The sequence below is a fragment of the Burkholderia cepacia ATCC 25416 genome (assembly GCF_001411495.1).
Lineage (GTDB): Bacteria > Pseudomonadota > Gammaproteobacteria > Burkholderiales > Burkholderiaceae > Burkholderia > Burkholderia cepacia.
In genome coordinates, this window is the sequence record NZ_CP012981.1 from 2,413,497 (window position 1) to 2,433,170 (window position 19,674).

The 19,674-nt window shown below is 67.6% G+C and carries 16 protein-coding genes and 1 pseudogene; 16 read left to right on the forward strand and 1 reads right to left on the reverse strand.

Annotated features, from left to right (window positions below; all coding sequences use genetic code 11):
• The first annotated feature begins 314 nt into the window (after positions 1-314).
• The 8 genes and pseudogenes from APZ15_RS10955 to APZ15_RS10990 all read left to right on the forward strand — a co-directional run bounded on the left by APZ15_RS10955 (position 315) and on the right by APZ15_RS10990 (position 9,403).
• Entirely contained in the window at positions 315-1,241 is a 927-nt protein-coding gene (locus APZ15_RS10955; protein WP_027787741.1) for a sugar ABC transporter substrate-binding protein, read from the forward strand.
• A gap of 68 nt (positions 1,242-1,309) precedes the next feature.
• Entirely contained in the window at positions 1,310-2,893 is a 1,584-nt protein-coding gene (locus APZ15_RS10960; protein ID WP_027787740.1) for a sugar ABC transporter ATP-binding protein, read from the forward strand.
• A 27-nt stretch (positions 2,894-2,920) separates the two neighbouring features.
• Positions 2,921-3,946 (forward strand): ABC transporter permease, encoded by a 1,026-nt coding sequence (locus APZ15_RS10965; protein WP_021162374.1) that lies wholly within the window; start codon positions 2,921-2,923, stop codon positions 3,944-3,946.
• Positions 3,947-4,021: 75 nt separating this feature from the next.
• A pseudogene (locus APZ15_RS10970) lies at positions 4,022-4,933 on the forward strand (sugar phosphate isomerase/epimerase family protein).
• Between the two features lie 59 nt (positions 4,934-4,992).
• Positions 4,993-6,006 carry a bifunctional inositol 2-dehydrogenase/D-chiro-inositol 1-dehydrogenase gene (gene iolG / locus APZ15_RS10975; RefSeq protein WP_027787739.1) on the forward strand — a complete coding sequence of 338 codons (1,014 nt, stop codon included), beginning with the start codon at positions 4,993-4,995 and terminating at the stop codon, positions 6,004-6,006.
• 18 nt (positions 6,007-6,024) lie between these two features.
• Positions 6,025-6,951 carry a TIM barrel protein gene (locus APZ15_RS10980; RefSeq protein WP_027787738.1) on the forward strand — a complete coding sequence of 309 codons (927 nt, stop codon included), beginning with the start codon at positions 6,025-6,027 and terminating at the stop codon, positions 6,949-6,951.
• A gap of 56 nt (positions 6,952-7,007) precedes the next feature.
• Positions 7,008-8,180, forward strand: coding sequence for a Gfo/Idh/MocA family protein (locus tag APZ15_RS10985; protein WP_027787737.1), 1,173 nt, complete (start codon positions 7,008-7,010; stop codon positions 8,178-8,180).
• 338 nt (positions 8,181-8,518) lie between these two features.
• Complete coding sequence (locus tag APZ15_RS10990) at positions 8,519-9,403, forward strand: MurR/RpiR family transcriptional regulator (RefSeq protein WP_021162369.1); 885 nt, start codon at positions 8,519-8,521, stop codon at positions 9,401-9,403.
• A gap of 87 nt (positions 9,404-9,490) precedes the next feature.
• Here APZ15_RS10990 and APZ15_RS10995 read toward each other — a convergent pair whose 3' ends face one another.
• Positions 9,491-11,011: a CoA-acylating methylmalonate-semialdehyde dehydrogenase gene (locus APZ15_RS10995; protein WP_027787736.1), complete on the reverse strand. Its 1,521-nt coding sequence runs from the start codon at positions 11,009-11,011 to the stop codon at positions 9,491-9,493.
• A 113-nt stretch (positions 11,012-11,124) separates the two neighbouring features.
• Here APZ15_RS10995 and APZ15_RS11000 point away from each other — a divergent pair, with 113 nt between their 5' ends.
• The 8 genes from APZ15_RS11000 to APZ15_RS11035 all read left to right on the forward strand — a co-directional run bounded on the left by APZ15_RS11000 (position 11,125) and on the right by APZ15_RS11035 (position 19,666).
• Positions 11,125-12,060, forward strand: a complete 936-nt coding sequence (locus APZ15_RS11000) for a LysR family transcriptional regulator (protein ID WP_027787735.1) — start codon at positions 11,125-11,127, stop codon at positions 12,058-12,060.
• A gap of 117 nt (positions 12,061-12,177) precedes the next feature.
• Positions 12,178-12,405 (forward strand): sulfurtransferase TusA family protein, encoded by a 228-nt coding sequence (locus APZ15_RS11005; RefSeq protein ID WP_006402122.1) that lies wholly within the window; start codon positions 12,178-12,180, stop codon positions 12,403-12,405.
• Between the two features lie 145 nt (positions 12,406-12,550).
• Entirely contained in the window at positions 12,551-13,675 is a 1,125-nt protein-coding gene (locus tag APZ15_RS11010) for an ISAs1 family transposase (RefSeq protein ID WP_049098614.1), read from the forward strand.
• A gap of 186 nt (positions 13,676-13,861) precedes the next feature.
• Positions 13,862-14,284 carry a hypothetical protein gene (locus tag APZ15_RS11015; protein ID WP_027787733.1) on the forward strand — a complete coding sequence of 141 codons (423 nt, stop codon included), beginning with the start codon at positions 13,862-13,864 and terminating at the stop codon, positions 14,282-14,284.
• Positions 14,285-14,553: 269 nt separating this feature from the next.
• Positions 14,554-15,258: a response regulator transcription factor gene (locus tag APZ15_RS11020; protein WP_006490421.1), complete on the forward strand. Its 705-nt coding sequence runs from the start codon at positions 14,554-14,556 to the stop codon at positions 15,256-15,258.
• The gene (locus tag APZ15_RS11025; protein WP_027787732.1) at positions 15,255-16,616 is read left to right on the forward strand and encodes a FecR family protein; all 1,362 of its coding nucleotides are present in this window, start codon (positions 15,255-15,257) and stop codon (positions 16,614-16,616) included. Before APZ15_RS11020 ends, APZ15_RS11025 begins: the two co-directional genes overlap by 4 nt.
• Before the next feature lie 10 nt (positions 16,617-16,626).
• Entirely contained in the window at positions 16,627-19,014 is a 2,388-nt protein-coding gene (locus tag APZ15_RS11030; protein WP_027787731.1) for a CHASE2 domain-containing protein, read from the forward strand.
• A gap of 37 nt (positions 19,015-19,051) precedes the next feature.
• Positions 19,052-19,666, forward strand: a complete 615-nt coding sequence (locus tag APZ15_RS11035) for a DUF4136 domain-containing protein (RefSeq protein WP_027787730.1) — start codon at positions 19,052-19,054, stop codon at positions 19,664-19,666.
• Positions 19,667-19,674: the final 8 nt, after the last annotated feature.

Here is a 19,674-nt window from a genome sequence, read left to right on the forward strand (position 1 = left end):
CACGTGTCACGCTCGCGGCCGGCGTTCGGCAATGCCGGCGGATTAGGGGGCCGATCCTGTCGCGACCGTCCGCACCGTGTATTGCACGACGCGGGACTGCCTGCCGCAAGGAATCGGGCTACGGACGCAGTCTAGACTTTTTGGAAATCCAGTTCCCTAGGTGAAATCACGTAGAAATAAATTTCCAAATTTTCGAGGAAGTGATCTACAGTTTCATCCGGATGCTTCAGTCCGTATCGGATTCGATCGGACTCGGCCCGGCGGCGCGCAACGCGCCGTCTTCCGCCCCCCGGAGATGAGGAGACAGATTGATCATGAAGACCAAGCTGATGGCCGTCGCGGCCGCCGCGATCCTGGCTGCGCCGCTCGCGCATGCCGAGAAGATCGGCGTGACGATGGCGTCGTTCGACGACACGTTCCTGACCATCCTGCGCAACAGCATCGCCGATTCGGCGAAGAAGGACGGCGCGACGGTGCAGATCGAGGACGGCGGCAACGACGTCGGCAAGCAGTTGAGCCAGGTCCAGAACATGATTGCGCAGAAGGTCGACGCGATTATCGTGAACGCGGTCGATACCGACGCGACGCCGAAGATCACGAAGATGGTGACGGCCGCGAAGATTCCGCTCGTCTACGTGAACCGCAAGCCGGTCGATTTCGACAAGCTGCCGGCCGGCGTCGCGGTCGTCGCGTCCGACGAGAAGCAGTCGGGCACGCTGCAGGCGCGCCAGGTGTGCAAGCTGCTCGGCGGCAAGGGCGACCTCCTCGTGCTGATGGGCGAGCTGTCCAACGAATCGGCGCGCGCCCGCACGAAAGACATCGAGGACGTGATCGCGACGAAGGATTGCGCGGGCATGAAGATCGTCGACAAGCGCGAGGGCAAGTGGAGCCGCACGCAGGGCCAGGACATCACGATGAACTGGCTGAGCTCCGGCACGAAGTACGACGCGATCATCTCCAACAACGACGAGATGGCGATCGGCGCGATCAATGCGCTGAAGGCCGCGCGCAAGTGGACGCCGAAGACGATCGTCGCCGGCATCGACGCGACGCCCGACGGGCTCGCCTCGATGAAGAGCGGCGAGCTGAAGGTGTCGGTGTACCAGAACGCGTCCGGGCAGGGGCAGCAGGCCGTCGCGGCCGCGCTCAAGCTCGCGAAGAAACAGCCCGTCGACCGCTACGTGAACGTGCCGTTCGAGCTCGTGACGCCCGAGAACATGAGCCAGTACGCGAAGCACTGACCGGTGATCCGTTGAACTGCGCGTGCCCGGCATGACCGGGCACGCGCGCGACTCGTCGAGGAACGTCCATGTTTACAGCCAGGATCGCGCGCCCGATGGCCGGCGACGATGCGTCGGCCGGTGTGTCGGGTTTGTCCGGCTCGTCGGCCCCGCCGGCTTCTTCCGCGGCCGACTGCGTGCTCGAGGTGCGCGGTGTCGGCAAGTCCTTTCCGGGCGTCGTCGCGCTCGACGGCGTGCAGTTCCGCGTGCGTCGCGGCACCGTCCATGCACTGATGGGCGAGAACGGCGCGGGCAAGTCGACGCTGATGAAGATCATCGCGGGCGTCTACACGCCCGATGAGGGCGAGATCCTGATCAACGGCGAGCCGGTCGTGCTGAACGGCCCGCTCGATGCGCTCGACCGCGGCATCGCGATGATTCACCAGGAACTCAACCTGATGCCGTACATGACGGTCGCGGAGAACATCTGGATCCGCCGCGAACCGAAGAACCGCTTCGGCCTGATCGATCACGCGGCGCTGCGCCGCCAGACGGCCGCGCTGTTCGAGCGGCTGTCGATCGACATCGATCCGGAAACCGACGTGCGCACGCTGACGGTCGCGAGCCGCCAGATGGTCGAGATCGCGAAGGCCGTGTCGTTCGACTCGGACGTGCTGATCATGGACGAGCCGACTTCCGCGCTGACCGACAAGGAAGTCACGCACCTGTTCCGGATCATTCGCCAGCTGCGCGAGCAGGGCAAGGGCATCGTCTACATCACGCACAAGATGAACGAGCTGTTCGAGATCGCCGACGAGTTTTCGGTGTTCCGCGACGGCAAGTACATCGGCACGCATGCGTCGAGCGACGTCACGCGCGACGACATCATCCGCATGATGGTCGGGCGCGAGATCACGCAGATGTTCCCGAAGGAGGAGGTGCCGATCGGCGACGTCGTGCTGTCGGTGAAGAACCTCGGCGTCGACGGCGTGTTCCGCGACGTGAGCTTCGAGCTGCGCGCGGGCGAGATCCTCGGCGTGGCCGGCCTCGTCGGCTCGGGGCGCTCGAACGTCGCGGAGGCGCTGTTCGGCGTCGTGCCGGCCACGTCGGGCGAGATCCGGATCGACGGCAAGCCGGTGCGGATCGCGACACCCGCGCAGGCGATGAAGCACGGGATGGCCTTCCTCACCGAGGATCGCAAGGACACCGGCTGCTTCCTGAATCTCGACCTGCTCGCGAACATGGAAGCGGCGGTGCTCAGCAACCGCTACGTGAAGTTCAATTTCGTGCGGCAGGCGCAGTTGAAGCGCGACTGCGAGGAAATGAGCCGGATGCTGCGCGTGAAGTCGCCCGGGCTGCACGAGGAGATCCAGAACCTGTCGGGCGGCAACCAGCAGAAGGTGCTGATCGGCCGGTGGCTGCTCACGCAGCCGCGCATCCTGATCCTCGACGAACCGACCCGCGGCATCGACGTCGGCGCGAAGGCCGAGATTCACCGGCTCGTCAGCGCGCTCGCCGGCAAGGGCGTCGCGGTGCTGATGATCTCGTCGGAAATGCCGGAAGTGCTGGGAATGAGCGATCGCGTGATGGTGATGCACGAAGGGCGCATGACCGGCATCGTCGATCGCAAGGACGCCGACCAGGTCCGCATCATGGATCTCGCGTCGCGCTGAGCCGAAACAAGACTGGAGACAAATGAAATGGGCAACCTGAATCCGGCTGCGGATGCGCAGACCATGACGATCAAGGCGCGGCACATGAAGTGGCCGCCCGAACTGAGCATCTTCCTCGTGCTCGTCGGCATCAGCCTGTTCTTCGAGATCGTCGGCTGGATCGTCGTCGGCCAGAGCTTCCTGTTCAATACCGAGCGGCTCGAGATCATCGTGCTGCAGATGGCCGTGATCGGCATCATCGCGGTCGGCGTGAACCTCGTCATCATCACCAGCGGGATCGACCTGTCGTCGGGCTCGGTCGTGGCCGCCGCGGCGGTCGTGTCGGCAAGCCTCGCGCAGGTGTCCGACTTCCCGCGCGCGGTGTTCCCGCACCTGACCGACCTGCCGATCATCTGGCCCGTGCTGGCCGGCGTGTGCGTCGGGCTGCTGGTCGGCCTGCTGAACGGCTCGCTGATCGCGATGACCGGCATCCCGCCGTTCATCGCGACGCTCGGCACGATGGTCGCCGCGCGCGGGTTCGCGAAGTGGTTCACCAACGGGATGCCCGTGTCGATGCTGACCGACCAGTTCGCGGCCATCGGCGCAGGCGCCAATCCGGTGATCATCTTCCTCGTGATCGCCGCGATCTTCCACGTCGTGCTGCGCTACACGCGCTTCGGCAAGTACACGTACGCGATCGGCGCGAACCGTCATGCGGCCGTCGTGTCCGGCATCAACGTCACGCGCCACCTGATCTTCGTCTACGCGATCGCGGGCCTGCTGAGCGGGATCGCCGGCACCGTGACCGCCGCGCGCGCGATCTCGGGCCAGTCGGGCATGGGCGTGATGTACGAACTCGACGCGATCGCGGCCGTCGTGATCGGCGGCACGTCGCTGTCGGGCGGGCTCGGCCGCGTGACGGGCACCGTGATCGGCGTGCTGATCCTCGGCGTGATGACGTCGGGCTTCACGTTCATCCGCATCGACGCGTATTACCAGGAGATGGTCAAGGGCGCGATCATCGTCGCGGCCGTGATCGCCGACCAGTACCGCAACAAGAAGAAGCGCCGCTGACCGTCATGCATCGCCGGACGAGGGCGGCACGTGCCGCCGCGTTCATCCGGAACCCACTATCGCCGAGGACTTTCGATGAAGATCGCGCTGGACCCCTACATGATTCGCCACCTGCCGCTCGACCGCCTGCCGCACGCGGTGGCCGAGCTCGGCTACGACCAGATCGAGCTGTCGCCGCGCAGCGACTTTCTCGACTGGTGAGTGATGCCGCGCGCGACGCGCGAGCGGATGGCCGCTTTCCGGCAGGCGATGCGCGCGAGCGGCGTCGGCCTCGCGTCGCTGCAGCCGATGTACCGCTGGGCGAGCCCGTTCGAGGACGAGCGGTTATGGGCCGTGCGCTGCTGGAAGAAGGCGATCGAGGTCGCGGTCGAGATGGAGTGCGCGCTGATGGTGTCGGAGTTCGGGCGCGGCGCGTCGCCCGAGCGCTCGGTCGGCGAACGGCCGGGCGCGAACCCGAAGGAGCTGTGCGAAGCCGCGTGGTTCCGTTCGATGGACGAGCTGCTGCCGATCCTCGAGCGCGAACGCATCGTGCTGTCGGTCGAGCCGCATCCGGAGGACTGGATCGAGCAGCTGCAGCCGGCGATCGACATCGTCACGAACATCGGTTCGCCGTCGCTGAAGCTGTCGTACATCGCGCCGCACACGTTCTACTACGGCGACGACATGGCCGCGATGATCGCGCAGGCCGCGCCGATCCTCGCGCACGTGCGCGTGGCCGACACCTTCGACCACCGCAAGAGCAGCCAACTGCGCTACATCGTGAACCCGCCCGGTTCGAACCAGATCCGCGTGCACCAGCATCTCGACATCGGGCAGGGCGAGATCGACTGGGACGTGTTCTTTCGTGCGCTCGGCGCGGCAGGCTTCGACGGCGTGATGTCGTCGTGCGTGTTCGCGTGGGAGGACCGCGCGGAAGCGTCGTCGCGCTACATGCGCGACACGATCCGGCGCTACGTCGATCGTTTTTTCGATCGCACCGCGCGCTGACCTGTTGCTGGCCGGTGCGGCGGGTGTCGCACCGCAGATGAACGACTGGAGACTGTTAGATGACCTTGCAAATCGGCGTGATCGGCTGCGGCGCGATCGGCCAGGACCACATCCGCAGACTGACCCGCACGCTGTCCGGCGCGCGTGTCGTGGCCGTCAACGACATCGATCCGCAGCAGGCGCGCGACGCGGTGACGAAGTACGGGCTCGATGCCGAGATCTACGCCGATGGCCACGAGGTGGTCGCGGCCGCCGACGTGCAGGCCGTGCTCGTCACGTCGTGGGGGCCGACGCACGAAGCGTTCGTGCTCGACGCGATCGCGCACGGCAAGCCCGTGTTCTGCGAGAAGCCGCTCGCCGTCACGGCGGAAGGCTGCATGCGGATCGTCGAAGCGGAAGTCGCGCACGGCAAGCGGCTCGTGCAGGTCGGCTTCATGCGTCCGTACGACGAAGGTTATCGCGCGCTCAAGCGCGTGATCGACAGCGGCGAGATCGGCGCGCCCTTGATGCTGCATTGCGCGCACCGCAACCAGTCGGTCGGCGAGCGCTACACGACCGACATGGCGATCACCGATACGCTGATTCACGAACTCGACGTGCTGCGCTGGCTGCTCGGCGAGGACTACGTGAGCACGCAGGTCGTCTATCCGAAGAAGACGCGTCATGCGTCGTCGCATCTCGCCGATCCGCAGATCGTGTTGCTGGAAACCGCGAGCGGCGTGCGCATCGACGTCGAGATCTTCGTGAACTGCCAGTACGGCTACGACATCCAGTGCGAGGTGGTCGGCGAGCAGGGCATCGCGAAGCTGCCCGATCCGCCGGCGGTGGGGCTCAAGCATGCGGCGCGGCAGTCGGTCGAGATCATGACCGACTGGAAGGAGCGCTTCATCGCATCGTACGACGTCGAGCTGCAGGCGTTCATCGACGGCGTGCGCGCGCAAGCGCTCACCGGGCCGTCGGCCTGGGACGGCTACGCGGCGGCGGTCGCGGCCGACGCATGCGTGCGTGCGCAAAAGAGCGGGGCGGTCGAATCGATCGCGATGGCCGAACGCCCCGCGTTCTATCGCGGCTGACCTGCCGGAGAGACCGACATGACGATGAAGATTGGCTGCGCGCCCTGCTGCTGGGGCGTAGACGACGTGAAGAACCCGCACCTGCCGCCGTGGCGGCACGTGCTCGCCGAAGCCGCGCAGGCCGGCTACTCGGGCATCGAGCTCGGGCCGTACGGCTACATCCCGCTCGAACTCGACGTGGTGAGCGCCGAGCTCGAGCGGCAGCGCCTGAGCATCACCGCCGGTACGATCTTCGACGATCTCGTGGCGCCGGAGAACCTGCCGAACCTGTTGCGCCAGACGCGCGAGATCTGCGCGCTGATCACGCGGCTGCCGAAACTGCCGACGCAGGACGGCCAGCGCTACGCGGCGCCGTACCTGGTCGTGATTGACTGGGGGCATGAGGAACGCGACTACGCGGCCGGCCACGCAGATCGCGCGCCGCGGCTGTCCGGCGCACGCTGGGCCGGCATGGTCGAGCACATCCGGCAGATCGCGACGATCGCGCGCGACGAATTCGGCGTGCGCACGGTGATCCATCCGCATGCGGGCGGCTACATCGAATTCGCGGACGAGATCGACCGGATCGTCGCCGACATTCCGGCCGACACGGCCGGCCTCTGTCTGGATACCGGCCACCTGCATTACTCGGGCATGGACCCGGAAACCTGGCTGCGCCGCCATGCGGCGCGCCTCGACTATGTGCACTTCAAGGACATCGACGCGGCCGTGTACGACGCGGTGATGGGCGAGCACATCGCGTTCTTCGCCGCCTGCGCGCGCGGCGTGATGTGCCCGATCGGCACCGGCGTGCTCGACTACCGGGCGATCCGCCGCGCGCTCGACGACATCGGTTACGCCGGGTACATCACGATCGAACAGGAGCGCGACCCGCGCAATGCCGGCACGAGCCTGCGCGACGTCGCCGCGAGCCGCGCGTTTCTCGCGTCGGCCGGCTTCGCATGATCCACCGCGCGTTGCACCCCTGAACACCCTGAACACGGACCAGGAACATCACCATCATGATTGACGGACAGATTCTGCTTGGACATTCGATTCGCTGGGGCATGGTCGGCGGCGGGCTCGGCAGCCAGATCGGCTACAGCCACCGGTCGGCCGCGTTGCGCGACGGCAGCTTCCAGCTGGTCGCCGGCGCGTTCGACATCGATCCCGAACGCGGCCGCCAGTTCGGCGTGAAGCTCGGCGTCGCCGCCGAGCGCTGCTATCCCGACTACGCGACGATGTTCGACGCCGAGGCGCGCCGCCCGGACGGCATCCGCGCGGTGTCGATCGCGACACCGAACAACACGCACTTCGAGATCTGCCGCGCCGCGCTGAACGCGGGGCTGCACGTGGTCTGCGAGAAGCCGCTGTGCTTCACGACCGAGGAGGCCGAGGCGCTGCAGCGGCTGTCGGTCGAGAAGAACCGGATCGTCGGCGTCGCGTACGGCTATTCCGGACACCAGATGATCGAACAGGCGCGCGAGATGATCGCGCGCGGCGATCTCGGCGAGATCCGCATCGTGCAGATGCAGTTCGCACACGGGTTCCACAGCGAGGGCGTCGAGGCCGCGAGCGCGGCCGCGCGCTGGCGCGTCGACCCGAAGTTCGCGGGCCCGAGCTACGTGCTCGGCGACATCGGCACGCATCCGCTGTACATCTCCGAAGTGATGGCGCCCGAGCTGAAGATCCGGCGGCTGATGTGCTCGCGGCAGAGCTTCGTGAAGAGCCGCGCGCCGCTCGAGGACAACGCGTTCACGATCATGGAGTACGACACGGGCGCGGTCGGTTACGTGTGGTCGAGCGCGGTGAACGCGGGCTCGATGCACGGCCAGAAGGTGAGGGTGATCGGCGCGAAGGCGAGCGTCGAATGGTGGGACGAGCATCCGAACCAGTTGCGCTACGAAGTGCAGGGGCAGCCCGCCCAGGTGCTCGATCGCGGGATGGGTTATCTGCATCCGCACGCATTGCGCGAAGATCGCATCGGTGCCGGGCATCCGGAGGGGCTGTTCGAGGCCTGGTCGAATCTCTATGCGCGCTTCGCGCTTGCGATGGATGCGGCCGACCGCGGCGACGCCGCGGCGTTGAAGAGCATTCGCTTTCCGGATGTCCATGCGGGCGTGGAAGGCGTGCGCTGGGTGGAGAACTGCGTGCGCTCCGCCGATGCGGGCGGGGTGTGGGTCGACTATCGCTGAACCGGCGGCGCGGGCAGGCTGCGGGGCAGGCGGCTGCCTGCCGCATGTCTCCGCTTCTGTCGCTTTCGCCGTTTCTCGCTGTTTCTCGCCGCTTCGCCCCGATGGCCGGCTTGGTAGACGCCCTAATCTTTACGCCGCTGCGTGAGCGTTGGACAATCGCTTCCAGTATCGCCGTGGAGCGTAGGCAAGTGATGATCGAGCGCGTGGGAGCGAGCACGTGGCGCGGGCCGCGCCGCAAACGTGATTAAATTCGCCCTTCATGCATGTGTTCAGGTGAGCCCCGGGCCGCGTCCGTCAGTGTCGTGCGCGCATCGGGGCCGTCAACTTCGCGCTATCCGATGAGTTCATCCGAGAAACCTCCCGCCACCGTCGAGCAGTTCCTGCAGCACCTGACGCAGGAGTACGACGGCCTCAGCAATCGCCTGAAGGTGATTGCGCGCCACGTGGAAACGCATCGGGACCAGCTTGGCCTGGAAGGCATCCAGTCGCTCGCGGAGGCGTGCGGCGTCCAGCCGTCGGCCGTGGTGCGCTTCGCGAAGCATTTCGGCTTTTCCGGCTTCTCCGAGATGCAGCGGCTGTTCCGCGAAGGGCTCGCGCAGCAGATCGCGCCGGGGCGCGCGTACAACCTGCGGCTGCGCGACGTGATCGAGTCGGGCTCGTCGAGCCTGCAGCCCGAACAGATCGCCGACGAATTCATCAAGGGCAGCATTGCCGGCATGCAGCAGCTGCGGCAGACGCTCGATTCGCAGGCGCTCGCGCAGGCCGTCGACCTGCTCGCCGAAACCCAGGCGATCTGGATCGCGGGCTCGCGGCGCGCGTTTCCGATCGCCGTGTACCTCGACTACGCGCTGCAGCACACCGACAAGCGCATCGGGCTGTTCAGCGCGCTGGGCAGCATGCATCTCGGGCAGATCCGGTCGGTGCGCGAGGGCGACGTGATGATCGTCATCTCGTTCATGCCGTATGCGGAGGAAACCGTGCAGGTCGCACAGCAAGCCGTGCAGCGCGGCGCGCGGCTGATCGCGATCACCGACAGCCGGATGAGCCCGCTTGCACGGGAGGCCGAGGTGACGCTGATGGTGCAGGACAGCGAGACGTTCGGCTTCCGCGCGCTGACGGCCACGATGGGCCTCGCGCAGAGCCTGTTCGTCGCGCTCGCGTATCGGCTCGAACTGTCGTACCTGCCGACCGCCGACGGCGCGCACGGCACGAAGGCCGGCTGACGTCGCCTGCCGGCGTACCGGCCGCGAGAGCGGCCGGCAACCGGCGGCCGGCGGCCAGTGACCGGCCGGCGGCGTGCCTCCAGGCAATTACTTCGCGGTCGGCATCGCGAATTCGGCACCCTTGCCGATGCTCGACGACCAGCGCTGCATCACCGACTTCTGGCGCGTGTAGAAGCGCACACCTTCCTCGCCGTAGGCGTGCATGTCGCCGAACAGGCTCTTCTTCCAGCCGCCGAAGCCATGCCACGCCATCGGCACCGGAATCGGCACGTTGATGCCGACCATCCCGACCTGGATGCGCCGCGCGAATTCGCGCGCGATGCCGCCGTCGCTCGTGAAGCACGACACGCCGTTGCCGAACTCGTGCGCGTTGATCAGGTCGACCGCCTCGCCGAAGTCCTTCACGCGCACGCAGCCGAGCACGGGCCCGAAGATTTCTTCCTTGTAGATGCGCATGTCGGGGGTCACGTGGTCGAACAGCGTGCCGCCGGTGAAGAAGCCCGCCTCGCGGCCCGGCACGCGCAGCCCGCGGCCGTCGACCACCAGTTGCGCGCCTTCGTTCACGCCTTGCTCGATATAGCCTTCGATGCGCTTGAGTGCATCGCCGGTGACGATTGGGCCCATCTCGACTTCCGGCGACATCCCGTCGCCGATCACGAGCTTGCGGGCGCGCTCGGCCACCAGCGGCACGATCTTGTCCGCGACGTCGCCGACCAGCACCGCGACGCTGATCGCCATGCAGCGTTCGCCGGCCGAGCCGTACGCGGCGCCGATCAGCGCGTCGACGGCCTGTTCGAGGTTCGCATCGGGCATCACCACCAGATGGTTCTTCGCGCCGCCGAGGGCCTGCACGCGCTTGCCCGACTGCACCGCGCGTTGCTGCACGTAGGCCGCGATCGGGGTCGAGCCGACGAAGCTGACGGCCTGCACGTCCGGGTGGTCGAGCAGCGCGTCGACCGCCCCCTTGTCGCCCTGGACGACGTTGAACACGCCGGCCGGCAATCCGGCCTGCGTGAGCAGGTCGGCGATGAACAGGGCCGCCGACGGGTCGCGCTCGCTCGGCTTCAGCACGAACGTGTTGCCCGTCGCGATCGCGACCGGGAACATCCAACACGGCACCATGCACGGGAAGTTGAACGGCGTGATGCCCGCGACGACGCCGAGCGGCTGGCGCATCGTCCAGTTGTCGATGCCGGTGCTGACCTGATCGGTGAAGTCGCCTTTCAGGAGCTGCGGCACCCCGCACGCGAATTCGATGATGTCGATGCCGCGTGCGACTTCGCCCTGCGCGTCGGAGAACACCTTGCCGTGCTCGGCCGTGATGATCGCCGCGAGCGCGTCGCGGTGCTCGTTCATCAGTTGCAGGAAGCGGTGCAGGACGCGTGCGCGGCGGATCGGCGGCGTCGCGGCCCACTCGGGGAACGCGGCATGGGCCGACGCGACGGCCTGCTGCACTTCGCTGTCGTCGGCAAGCGCGACGCGGCGCACCGCGCGGCCGAGCGCCGGATTGAGCACGTCCTGGAAGCGGCCGCTGCGGCCGGAGACGGGCGCGCCGTCGACATAGTGGCCGACGTCGGCGTCGGAGGTGTACGCGGGAACCGGATTCATCGTGTCTCCTGAGGGATCGGGTAGGGTGGACGGCACCCAGTCTAGGCAAACGCGCCGGGCGGGAGAAGGCCGAGCAGCTTGATTCACTGTTCAGAATTCTGAATAATCGGCGGATGAATCAGCAAAATGTCCAGGCGCTCTGGCCGCATATCCATTCGCTGACGGTGCTGGCCGCGGCCGGCAGTTTCACGGCCGCCGCGCAGCGGCTCGGCATCAGCAAGGCCGCGATGAGCCAGCGTATCGCCGACCTCGAAAAAGCGGCCGGCGTGCCGCTCGTGCGGCGCACGACGCGCAGCGTGCGGCTCACCGACGCGGGCCAGACGCTCGTCGACAGCACGCGCGACGCGTTCGAGTCGATCGGGCAGCACTTCGCGCGCGTGAAGGACCTGGCCGGGGAGCCGCGCGGCCTGCTGCGCGTGACGGTGCCGGTCGCGCTCGGGCGCCAGCAGGTCGTGCCGCACCTGCCCGATTTCCTTCGGCGGCATCCGGGCGTGCATATCGAGCTCGACCTGTCGGACCGGCTGCATTCGCTGACGCAGGAGGGTTTCGACCTCGCGATCCGCCATACGACCACCGCGCCGCAGACCCACGTCGCGTGGAAGCTGTGCGACACGCGTTCGCTGCTCGTCGCGAGCCGCGACTACCTCGACGCGCGCGGCGCGCCGAGGCACCCGAGCGAACTCGTCGAGCACAGCTGCCTGTGCTACCTGCGCGAGCACGAGCCGGCCGCGTGGAGCTTCGAGCCGGACGGCCGGCGGCGCCAGCGCGTGAGCGTGCCGGTGCGCGGCAGTTTCGCGGCGAACAACAGCGAGGCGATGCGCGAAGCCGCGCTCGGCGGGCTCGGCATCGCGCTGCTGCCGGACTTCAGCGCGCAGCGCGATCTCGACGCCGGCCGGCTCGTCGCGCTGCTCGACGGCTGGCGGCCGTCAGGCGCGTTCGGCGACCACATCTTCGCGATCCGCCCGTACAGCCCGGTCGTGCCGAGCGCGGTGCGCGCGCTCGTGCGGCACCTGCGGGAGCGGCTCGCGGGCGGTTTCTCCGGCGCGTGAACCCGGTGCCCGCGGGTGCCGGGCCTCGGCCTGCCCGGGCAGGCGCGGCGGCGCTGCGGTAAAATCGCGGCTTCTTCCCGCGCCGCGTGTGGCGCGACATTCGAAGGTCGACAGCCGATGCAGATTCACAAGGAAGTAGACGCGCGCGGGCTCAATTGCCCGTTGCCGATCCTGCGTGCCAAGAAAGCGCTCGCCGATATGGAAAGCGGGCAAATCCTCAAGGTGCTCGCGACCGATCCGGGTTCGCAGCGCGATTTCGCCGCGTTCGCGAAGCAGACGGGCAACGAGATCGTCGAATCGACGACGCAGGACAAGACCTTCGTGTTCCTGATGCGCCGCCGCTGAGGGCCGGCGTCATGCTGCCGGCCGCGCCTGGCGCCGGGCCGCCAGGGCAATCGCATGAAGGGGCGTTAACAATCAAGGAGTTACGCGCGGGGTTGTAAACCGAGGCGAATCAAGCGTTTACTACTATCTTTTGCGGAGGCATCGGATGGAGGAAACGCAAGCCTTGAGCATCGAAGACGCGTTCGGCGAGTTACGCGATCCGCGCAGCCGAACGCCTGCGCACGACCTGTCAGAGATGCTGGTGGTGGCGCTGTGCGCGATTCTCTCGGGAGCGGATAGCTGGGTAGCCATTCAGATCTGGGGTGAAGAGAAACTGGAGTGGCTACGCGGCTACGTGCCGCTGCGCAACGGCATCCCGTCCCACGACACGTTTGGACGGGTGTTCGCGGCCCTGAACCCACGTCAGTTCGAGGCGTGCTTCACGCGCTGGATGAGCGGTGCGTTTCCAACCTTGTCCGGCGAGGTCATCGCGATCGACGGCAAGACGGTGCGTGGCTCGCATCGCAATGGGGAGCGTGCCATCCACCTTGTTTCGGCCTTTGGAAGCGGCCTGGGCGTTGTACTGGGGCAGGTGCGCACGGCCGACAAGAGTAACGAGATCACGGCGATTCCGGAACTGCTCGATGCACTACTGCTCAAGGGTGCAATCGTAACGATCGACGCCATGGGCTGCCAGCAGGCGATTGCTCGCCAACTCGTCACGAGCGGAGCCGACTACGTGCTGGCGGTCAAGGAAAACCAGCCGACGCTGCTGGTGGAAGTTCGCACCACGCTCGAAGCCATCGACCGTCTTGCATCCGATGACCGATGGGACTGTTCGAGTGAATATCGGGAGGTCGAGAAGGACCACGGCCGGATCGAAACACGTCGTTGCCTGGTCAGTGATGTGATGAACACATGGCGCGCGGCCGCGCTCTGGCCGGGCATGCGCTCGATCGCTATGGTCGAGGCCACGCGTGAGATCGGCGAGACGGTGTCGGTCGAGCGCCGATATTACGTGAGCAGCCTGCCCGCCGATGCAACGCGCATTGCACACGCCGTACGCTCACACTGGCGGATCGAGAACTCGATGCACTGGGTGCTCGACGTGGCGTTCGGCGAAGATCAATGCAGGGTGCGGGTCGAACATGCGGCGCAGAACTTTGCAATTCTGCGCCGCATTACGATGAACCTGCTGCGCAAGGACACGCAAACCAAGGCGGGCCTCAAGATCCGCCGGCTCAAGGCCGCCACCAGCGACAACTATCGCGCTCAACTCCTTGGCTGGTAAGCCCCTTCATGCGATTGCCCTGGCCGGGCCGCGCGTTTCTGACAATTCTTAAACCTCGCTTCGTGACCGGCTGCGTATACTGACCCGGCCGGTCGTCCGCTCCCAGCGGATGCGCCGGCCACGGTACGTCTTACGGCGGGCACGGGGGCCATGCCTGACGCTACCGTCGTACAACGGGGAGAGGACATGTCCTTCAGACCAGGGACCATTCGAAGTCCGTCCGGAGCGGAACGCAGCGTATCGGGACTGAGCCGTATCGAGCTTGATCCGCAGCAGGATCGTCACGCGCGTGCGGCGCTGGAGGCTTACGCGGATTCGGCCGCGGCCGAGATGCCGTGGCTGGCCGAGTGGCTCGACGAACGGCTGCGCGACGCCGCGCTGGACGACGGCTCGGGCCTGACCTACTGCGGTGCGACGATCGAGCGCGTGTTCGATCTGGCGCAGGCGTGGGCGGCGAGCCAGCCGGACTACGCGGCCGCCGCGTGGGAGCGCGTGCGCGGCCAGCTGCAGCGGATGCTTGTACAACCGGCGCATGCGGAACCGCTGTCGCAGCACGTGCCGGCCGACGATGTTGTCGAGCCGGTGGCCGGCATCGCGGGCGCCGACTAGACGCCCGATTGCGCGACAGGAAGCATTATTCGAAGAAAAGACGGTAGTCCGCGCAATTTATTGGCGAATTTCATACTACTATGATGAAATCGCCGGTTCGTCCGTGCCCCGTTTTTGAGATATTTAGCCGGGGTCGCCGGTTTGCGCAGGTGGCGCGAGCGGCGAACGACGGCTCGCCGGCCGGTATCCGGAAGCCGCGCATGTGCTGCGCGGCTGGGGTGGGGGCGGGGAGCTGAACTGGACGAATCGATTTCGATTTGCGGGGTGCTATGAGAATTGCTGTACTGGATGACGATCCGGCCCAGACGGATTTCGTCAGTCAAACGCTGACGGCCGTCGGCCATACGTGCTATGCGTTCAAGGAAGGCAAGGCCCTGAAGAAGCGCCTGCAGCGCGAGACGTTCGATCTGCTGGTGCTCGACTGGAACGTGCCCGACATGTCCGGCGAGGAAGTGCTGAAGTGGGTGCGTGCGAATCAGACCGAGCACAGCCTGCCGATCATCTTCATGACGAGCCGTGACGACGAGGCGGGGATCACGCAGATCCTCAACGCCGGCGCCGACGATTACGTGGTCAAGCCCGTGTCGGGCCCGATCCTGCGTGCGCGCATCGGCTCGTTGCTGCGCCGCGCGTATCCGGTCAACGCCGAGGCAACCGTTCGCGAGTTCGACCAGTTCCGCTTCGACGTGAACCTGAAGCAGGCCTACGTCGGCGACAAGGCCGTGAGCCTCACGCAGAAGGAATTCGAGCTCGCGCTGCTGCTGTTCCAGCACCTCGACCGGCCGCTGTCGCGCGCGCACATTCTCGATCTCGTGTGGAAGCAGGCGACCGACATCCCGTCGCGCACGATGGATACGCACATCTCGATGCTGCGCACCAAGCTCGGCCTGCGGCCCGAAAACGGCTATCGCCTCGCGCCGATCTACGGCTACGGCTACCGGCTCGAGCGGGTCGGCCAGGGAGAACCGGAGTGACCACGGGAATCACGCAGCACACGGCGAACCTGCGGACGGCGGCGCTGCGTGTGTCCTGCGCGGTCGCGTTTGCGTTCGCCGCGCAGCATGCGGCCGCGCAGCCGCCTGCCGCGGCGGGCAAGATGGTCGTCTACCGCACGCAGGCGGGCGACACGCTGTACGACGTCGCCGCGCGCTACCTGCAGGGCGCGGACGACTGGCAGCTGCTTCAGCAGATCAACGGCGTACCCGCGCCGAAGCACCTGCAGCCCGGCATCGCGCTGAAGCTGCCGGTGGCGCGTCTGCGCAAGGAAAAACTGACCGCGCGCGTCGTCGCGGTACAGGGGACGGCCGAACGCGCGTCCGGCGACGCTTACGCGCCGCTCGCGAACGATGCGACGCTTGCCGAGGGCGATCGCGTGCGCACGGGCCCGAACGGCTTCGTGACGCTCGAGCTCGCCGACGGCACGCACATGAGCCTGCCGCCCGACAGCCAGCTCGACCTGAAGGCGCTGCGCCGCACGGTGCTGACCGGCACGCTCGATCGCGAGTTCGAACTCACGCGCGGCTCGGTCGACAGCGAGGTCACCCATCTGAAGAAACGCGACGACCGTTTCCAGATCCGTTCGCCGTCGGTCGTGGCCGGCGTGCGCGGTACGCACTTTCGCGTGAATTACGACGCAGCCGGTAGCGCGTCGACGCGCGTCGAAGTGCTCGACGGCACCGTCGGCGTCGCGGGCGATCGGCAGCCGGCCGGCCCGACGCTCGTGCATGCGAATTTCGGCAGCGTCGCGACATCGTCCGGCGCGGTCGGCGCGCCCGTCGAGCTGCTGCCCGCGCCGGCGCTCGCGCATCCCGACAAGGTGCAGGACGAGCCCGACGTCACATTCGACGTCGCGCCGCTCGGCGACGCGCGTGGCTACCGCTTGCAGCTCGCGCACGACGCCGGGCTGCTCGACCTGTTCCGCGAAACGCGCACCGATTCTCCGCGGGCGGTCTTTCACGACGTGCCGAACGGGAACTACTTCGTGCGGGTCGCCGCGATCGACGCGAACGGCCTCGAGGGCCGGCCGCGCACGTATGCGTTCGAGCGCCGCGTGATGGGGCTCGACGCGAGCGCGTCGCCCGGCGCCGACGGCTACGAGTTCCGCTGGTCGCCGAACGGTTCGGGCAAGGATGCGCGCTACCGGTTCGTGCTGTCGCGCTCGAAGGACCTGAGCGCACCGGTCGTCGACCAGGTCGGCCTGCATGCGCGCCAGATCACCGTCGCGCACCTGCCGCCGGGCGACTATTTCTGGGCCGTGACCGTCGAGGAATTCGAAGGCGGCAAGTTCTACGAGAAGACCAGTCCGGTCAGCGCGTTCACGCTGTCGCGCTGATCCGCGGCGCATGAGACCCGACTCCGTTTCCCCGCGGCGGCGCCTCGGCCGCCGCTTCCTGATCGAATGGATCGCGATCGGCTGCCTCGGGATCGCGGTGATCCTCGCGTGCGCGCTGGGCCGCCTGTCGACGAGCGTCGACGGCCTGATCTACGACCGGCTGCTGATGCTGCGCAGCCTGCCGCTGTCGCCCGACGTGGTGGTCGTCGACATCGACAACCAGAGCGTGTCCGCGCTCGGCCGCTGGCCGTGGTCGCGCAACGTGCACGCGCGGCTGCTCGATACGCTCGCGCGCGCGCAGCCGGCTGCCGTCGTCTACGACGTGCTGTTTACCGAACCGTCCGCGGAGGATCGTGCGTTCGCGGACGCGATGAGCCACGTGCCGACCTTCCTGCCCGTGCTGCTGAGCCCCGAACAGGCGGACGGCACGCGCGCGGTCGATCCGCCGGTGGCCGCGCTCGCGGCGCGCGCGGTCGGGCTCGGCCACATCAACCTGGAAGTCGACCGCGACGGTATCGTACGCAGCGTCGCGCTGTTCGAAAGCGACGGCCGCGTGCGCTGGCCGCAACTGATGGTGCCCGTGTATCGCGCGATCCAGGGCGGCCGGCTGCATCCGGTCGGCGGCGTGCCCGGTGCGCATGCGCACGACCTGTCGCGCGACGCGGCGGGCGAGGGCCGCTACCTGATCCCGTTCAGCCGCAACACGCCCGCGTATCCGACGCTGTCGTTCGACGACGTGCTCGAAGGGCGCGTGAAACCCGACGCGCTGCGCGGCAAGATCGTCGTCGTCGGCGTGACGGCGTCGGGGCTGTACGACCGCTTCGCGACGCCCGTCTCCGGCGAGTTCGGGCCGCTCGCCGGTGTGTACATCCACGCCAACGTGCTCGACATGCTGGCGACCGGCAGCGCGATCTCGCCCGCGTCGCGCGCCGGGCTGTTCGCCGCGTCGCTGCTGCCGCTCGCCGTGCTGCTGGGCGGCTTCCTGATGCTGTCGCCGTGGCGCGCGCTGCTGCTCACGCTGAGCCTTGCCGGGCTCGCCGTCGTCGCGAGCATGGCGCTGCTGTTCGAGGCGCGCATCTGGCTGTCGCCGGCGCCCGCGATCTTCGGGCTGGTCGCCGTCTACCCGATCTGGAACTGGCGGCGCCTGGAAATGACGATGTCGTACCTGCGCCGCGAGCTGCAGCGGCTCGCCGACGAGCCGCATCTGCTGCCCGAGGCGCCGCGCACGCGCAGCGTCGGCGGCGACGTGCTCGAGCGGCAGATGGCGCTGATGGCGCAAGCCGCGCAGCGCGTGCAGGACATGAAGCGCTTCGTGTGGGACAGCCTCGACAGCATGCCCGAGCCGATCTTCGTGACCGACCTGGCCGGCACCGTGCTGATTGCGAACCATGCGGCCAAGCGCTACGGGTCGCGCCTGTCGCTGCCGCTGCCGGAAGGGCGGCCGCTGCGCACCGCGCTCGGCGAGCTGACGTTCATGAAGACCGTCGACGGCAACGCGGAACACGACGCGGCGATTCGCGAGCGCTGGCCGGCCGTGCTCGACCCGACGCTCGAGGACGAGCATGACGCGATGGCACGCGGCATCGAGGTGCGCGATCGCGACGGGCTCGACCATCTGTTACGCTACGCCGCTTGCACGAACGCGCAGGGCCGCGTGACGGGCTGGATCGCCGGCCTCGTCGACGTGACCGAACTGCATGCGGCCGAGCGGCATCGCGAGGAAGCGCTGCACCTGCTGTCGCACGACATGCGCTCGCCGCAGTCGTCGATCCTCGCGCTCGTCGAGATCGAGCGCGACCGCGTCGAGACCGACGCGATGCGCGGGCTGCTCGCGCGGATCGAGCGCTATGCGCACCGCGCGCTGTCGCTCGCCGACGAGTTCGTGCAGCTGGCGCGCGCGGAGTCGCAGGCGTACCAGCTCGAGGCGACGAGCCTCGTCGACGTGCTGATCGACGCGAGCGACGAGGTATGGCCGCAGGCGCAGGCGAAGCACATCCGCATCGACACCGACGTCGGCACCGACATGTGCTGGGTGCGCGCGGACCGCTCGCTGATCACGCGCGCATTCGTGAACCTGCTGAACAATGCGGTCAAATACAGTCCGTCCGATACCGTGATCACGTGTACGCTGGCGGTCGAGCATGCGTCGAAACGGATGTTCTGTACGATTCGCGATCAGGGGTACGGCATTGCGCCGGAAGATCAGCGGCATCTGTTCGAGCGTTTCAAGCGGTTCCATGCCGGCGAGCGGCCCGAAATCTCGGGTTCCGGGCTCGGCATGGCATTCGTGAAGACGGTCGTCACGCGCCATGGGGGCAGCGTGTCGGTCGACAGCGAGGTGGGTGTCGGCACCGCGGTGACGGTGTCGCTGCCCGCGATCGACGAGCCGTCCGCCTGATAGGGCCGGGCACGACGGCAGGTATTTGGGGAAAGCCATGAGAAAGGAATGGGCAGCGGCCGCGCTGGCGGCGTCGCTGTTGACGGGTTGCGCCGGCGTGACGAGCGGCGTGAGTGCGGTCGGGCAGCCGAACGCGTTCGCATCCGATGCACACGGCTACGATTTCGTGCGGACGGCCGCGCAGGCCAACGATGCCGAATACCGGCAGATCGAGACGCTCGTGCGCGACGAACTCGCGCACCGCGGCTTCGATGCGAAACCGCTCAAGGACGCGCGCTACCGGCTGTCGGTCGCCTACGCGACGCAGCCGACGGCGGTCGCGGCCGTCGCCGACCAGTGCGGTGCGGCGAGCAGCGCGTGCGTGACCGTCGACGGGCCGTCGCCGCTCGCGCTGCCGTTCGCCGGGAAGGTATACCGCCACGTGCTGACGCTGCGGTTCGTCGACGCGAAGTCGGGGGCCGACGTCTATCGCGTGACGGCGTCGCTGCGCGATCGCGAGCCGGGCACGCAGCAGGCCGCGCCGGCGCTCGTGAAGAGCGCGCTCGCGAAGATGCCGTTCGACGCGGGCAACGGCTGGCTCGTCAAGACGAAAAAAGACGACGCGGGCGGGATGCCGGGCGTCGTCTCGGTGAAGCCGGCCGAAGCGCGCTGAGCGCCGGC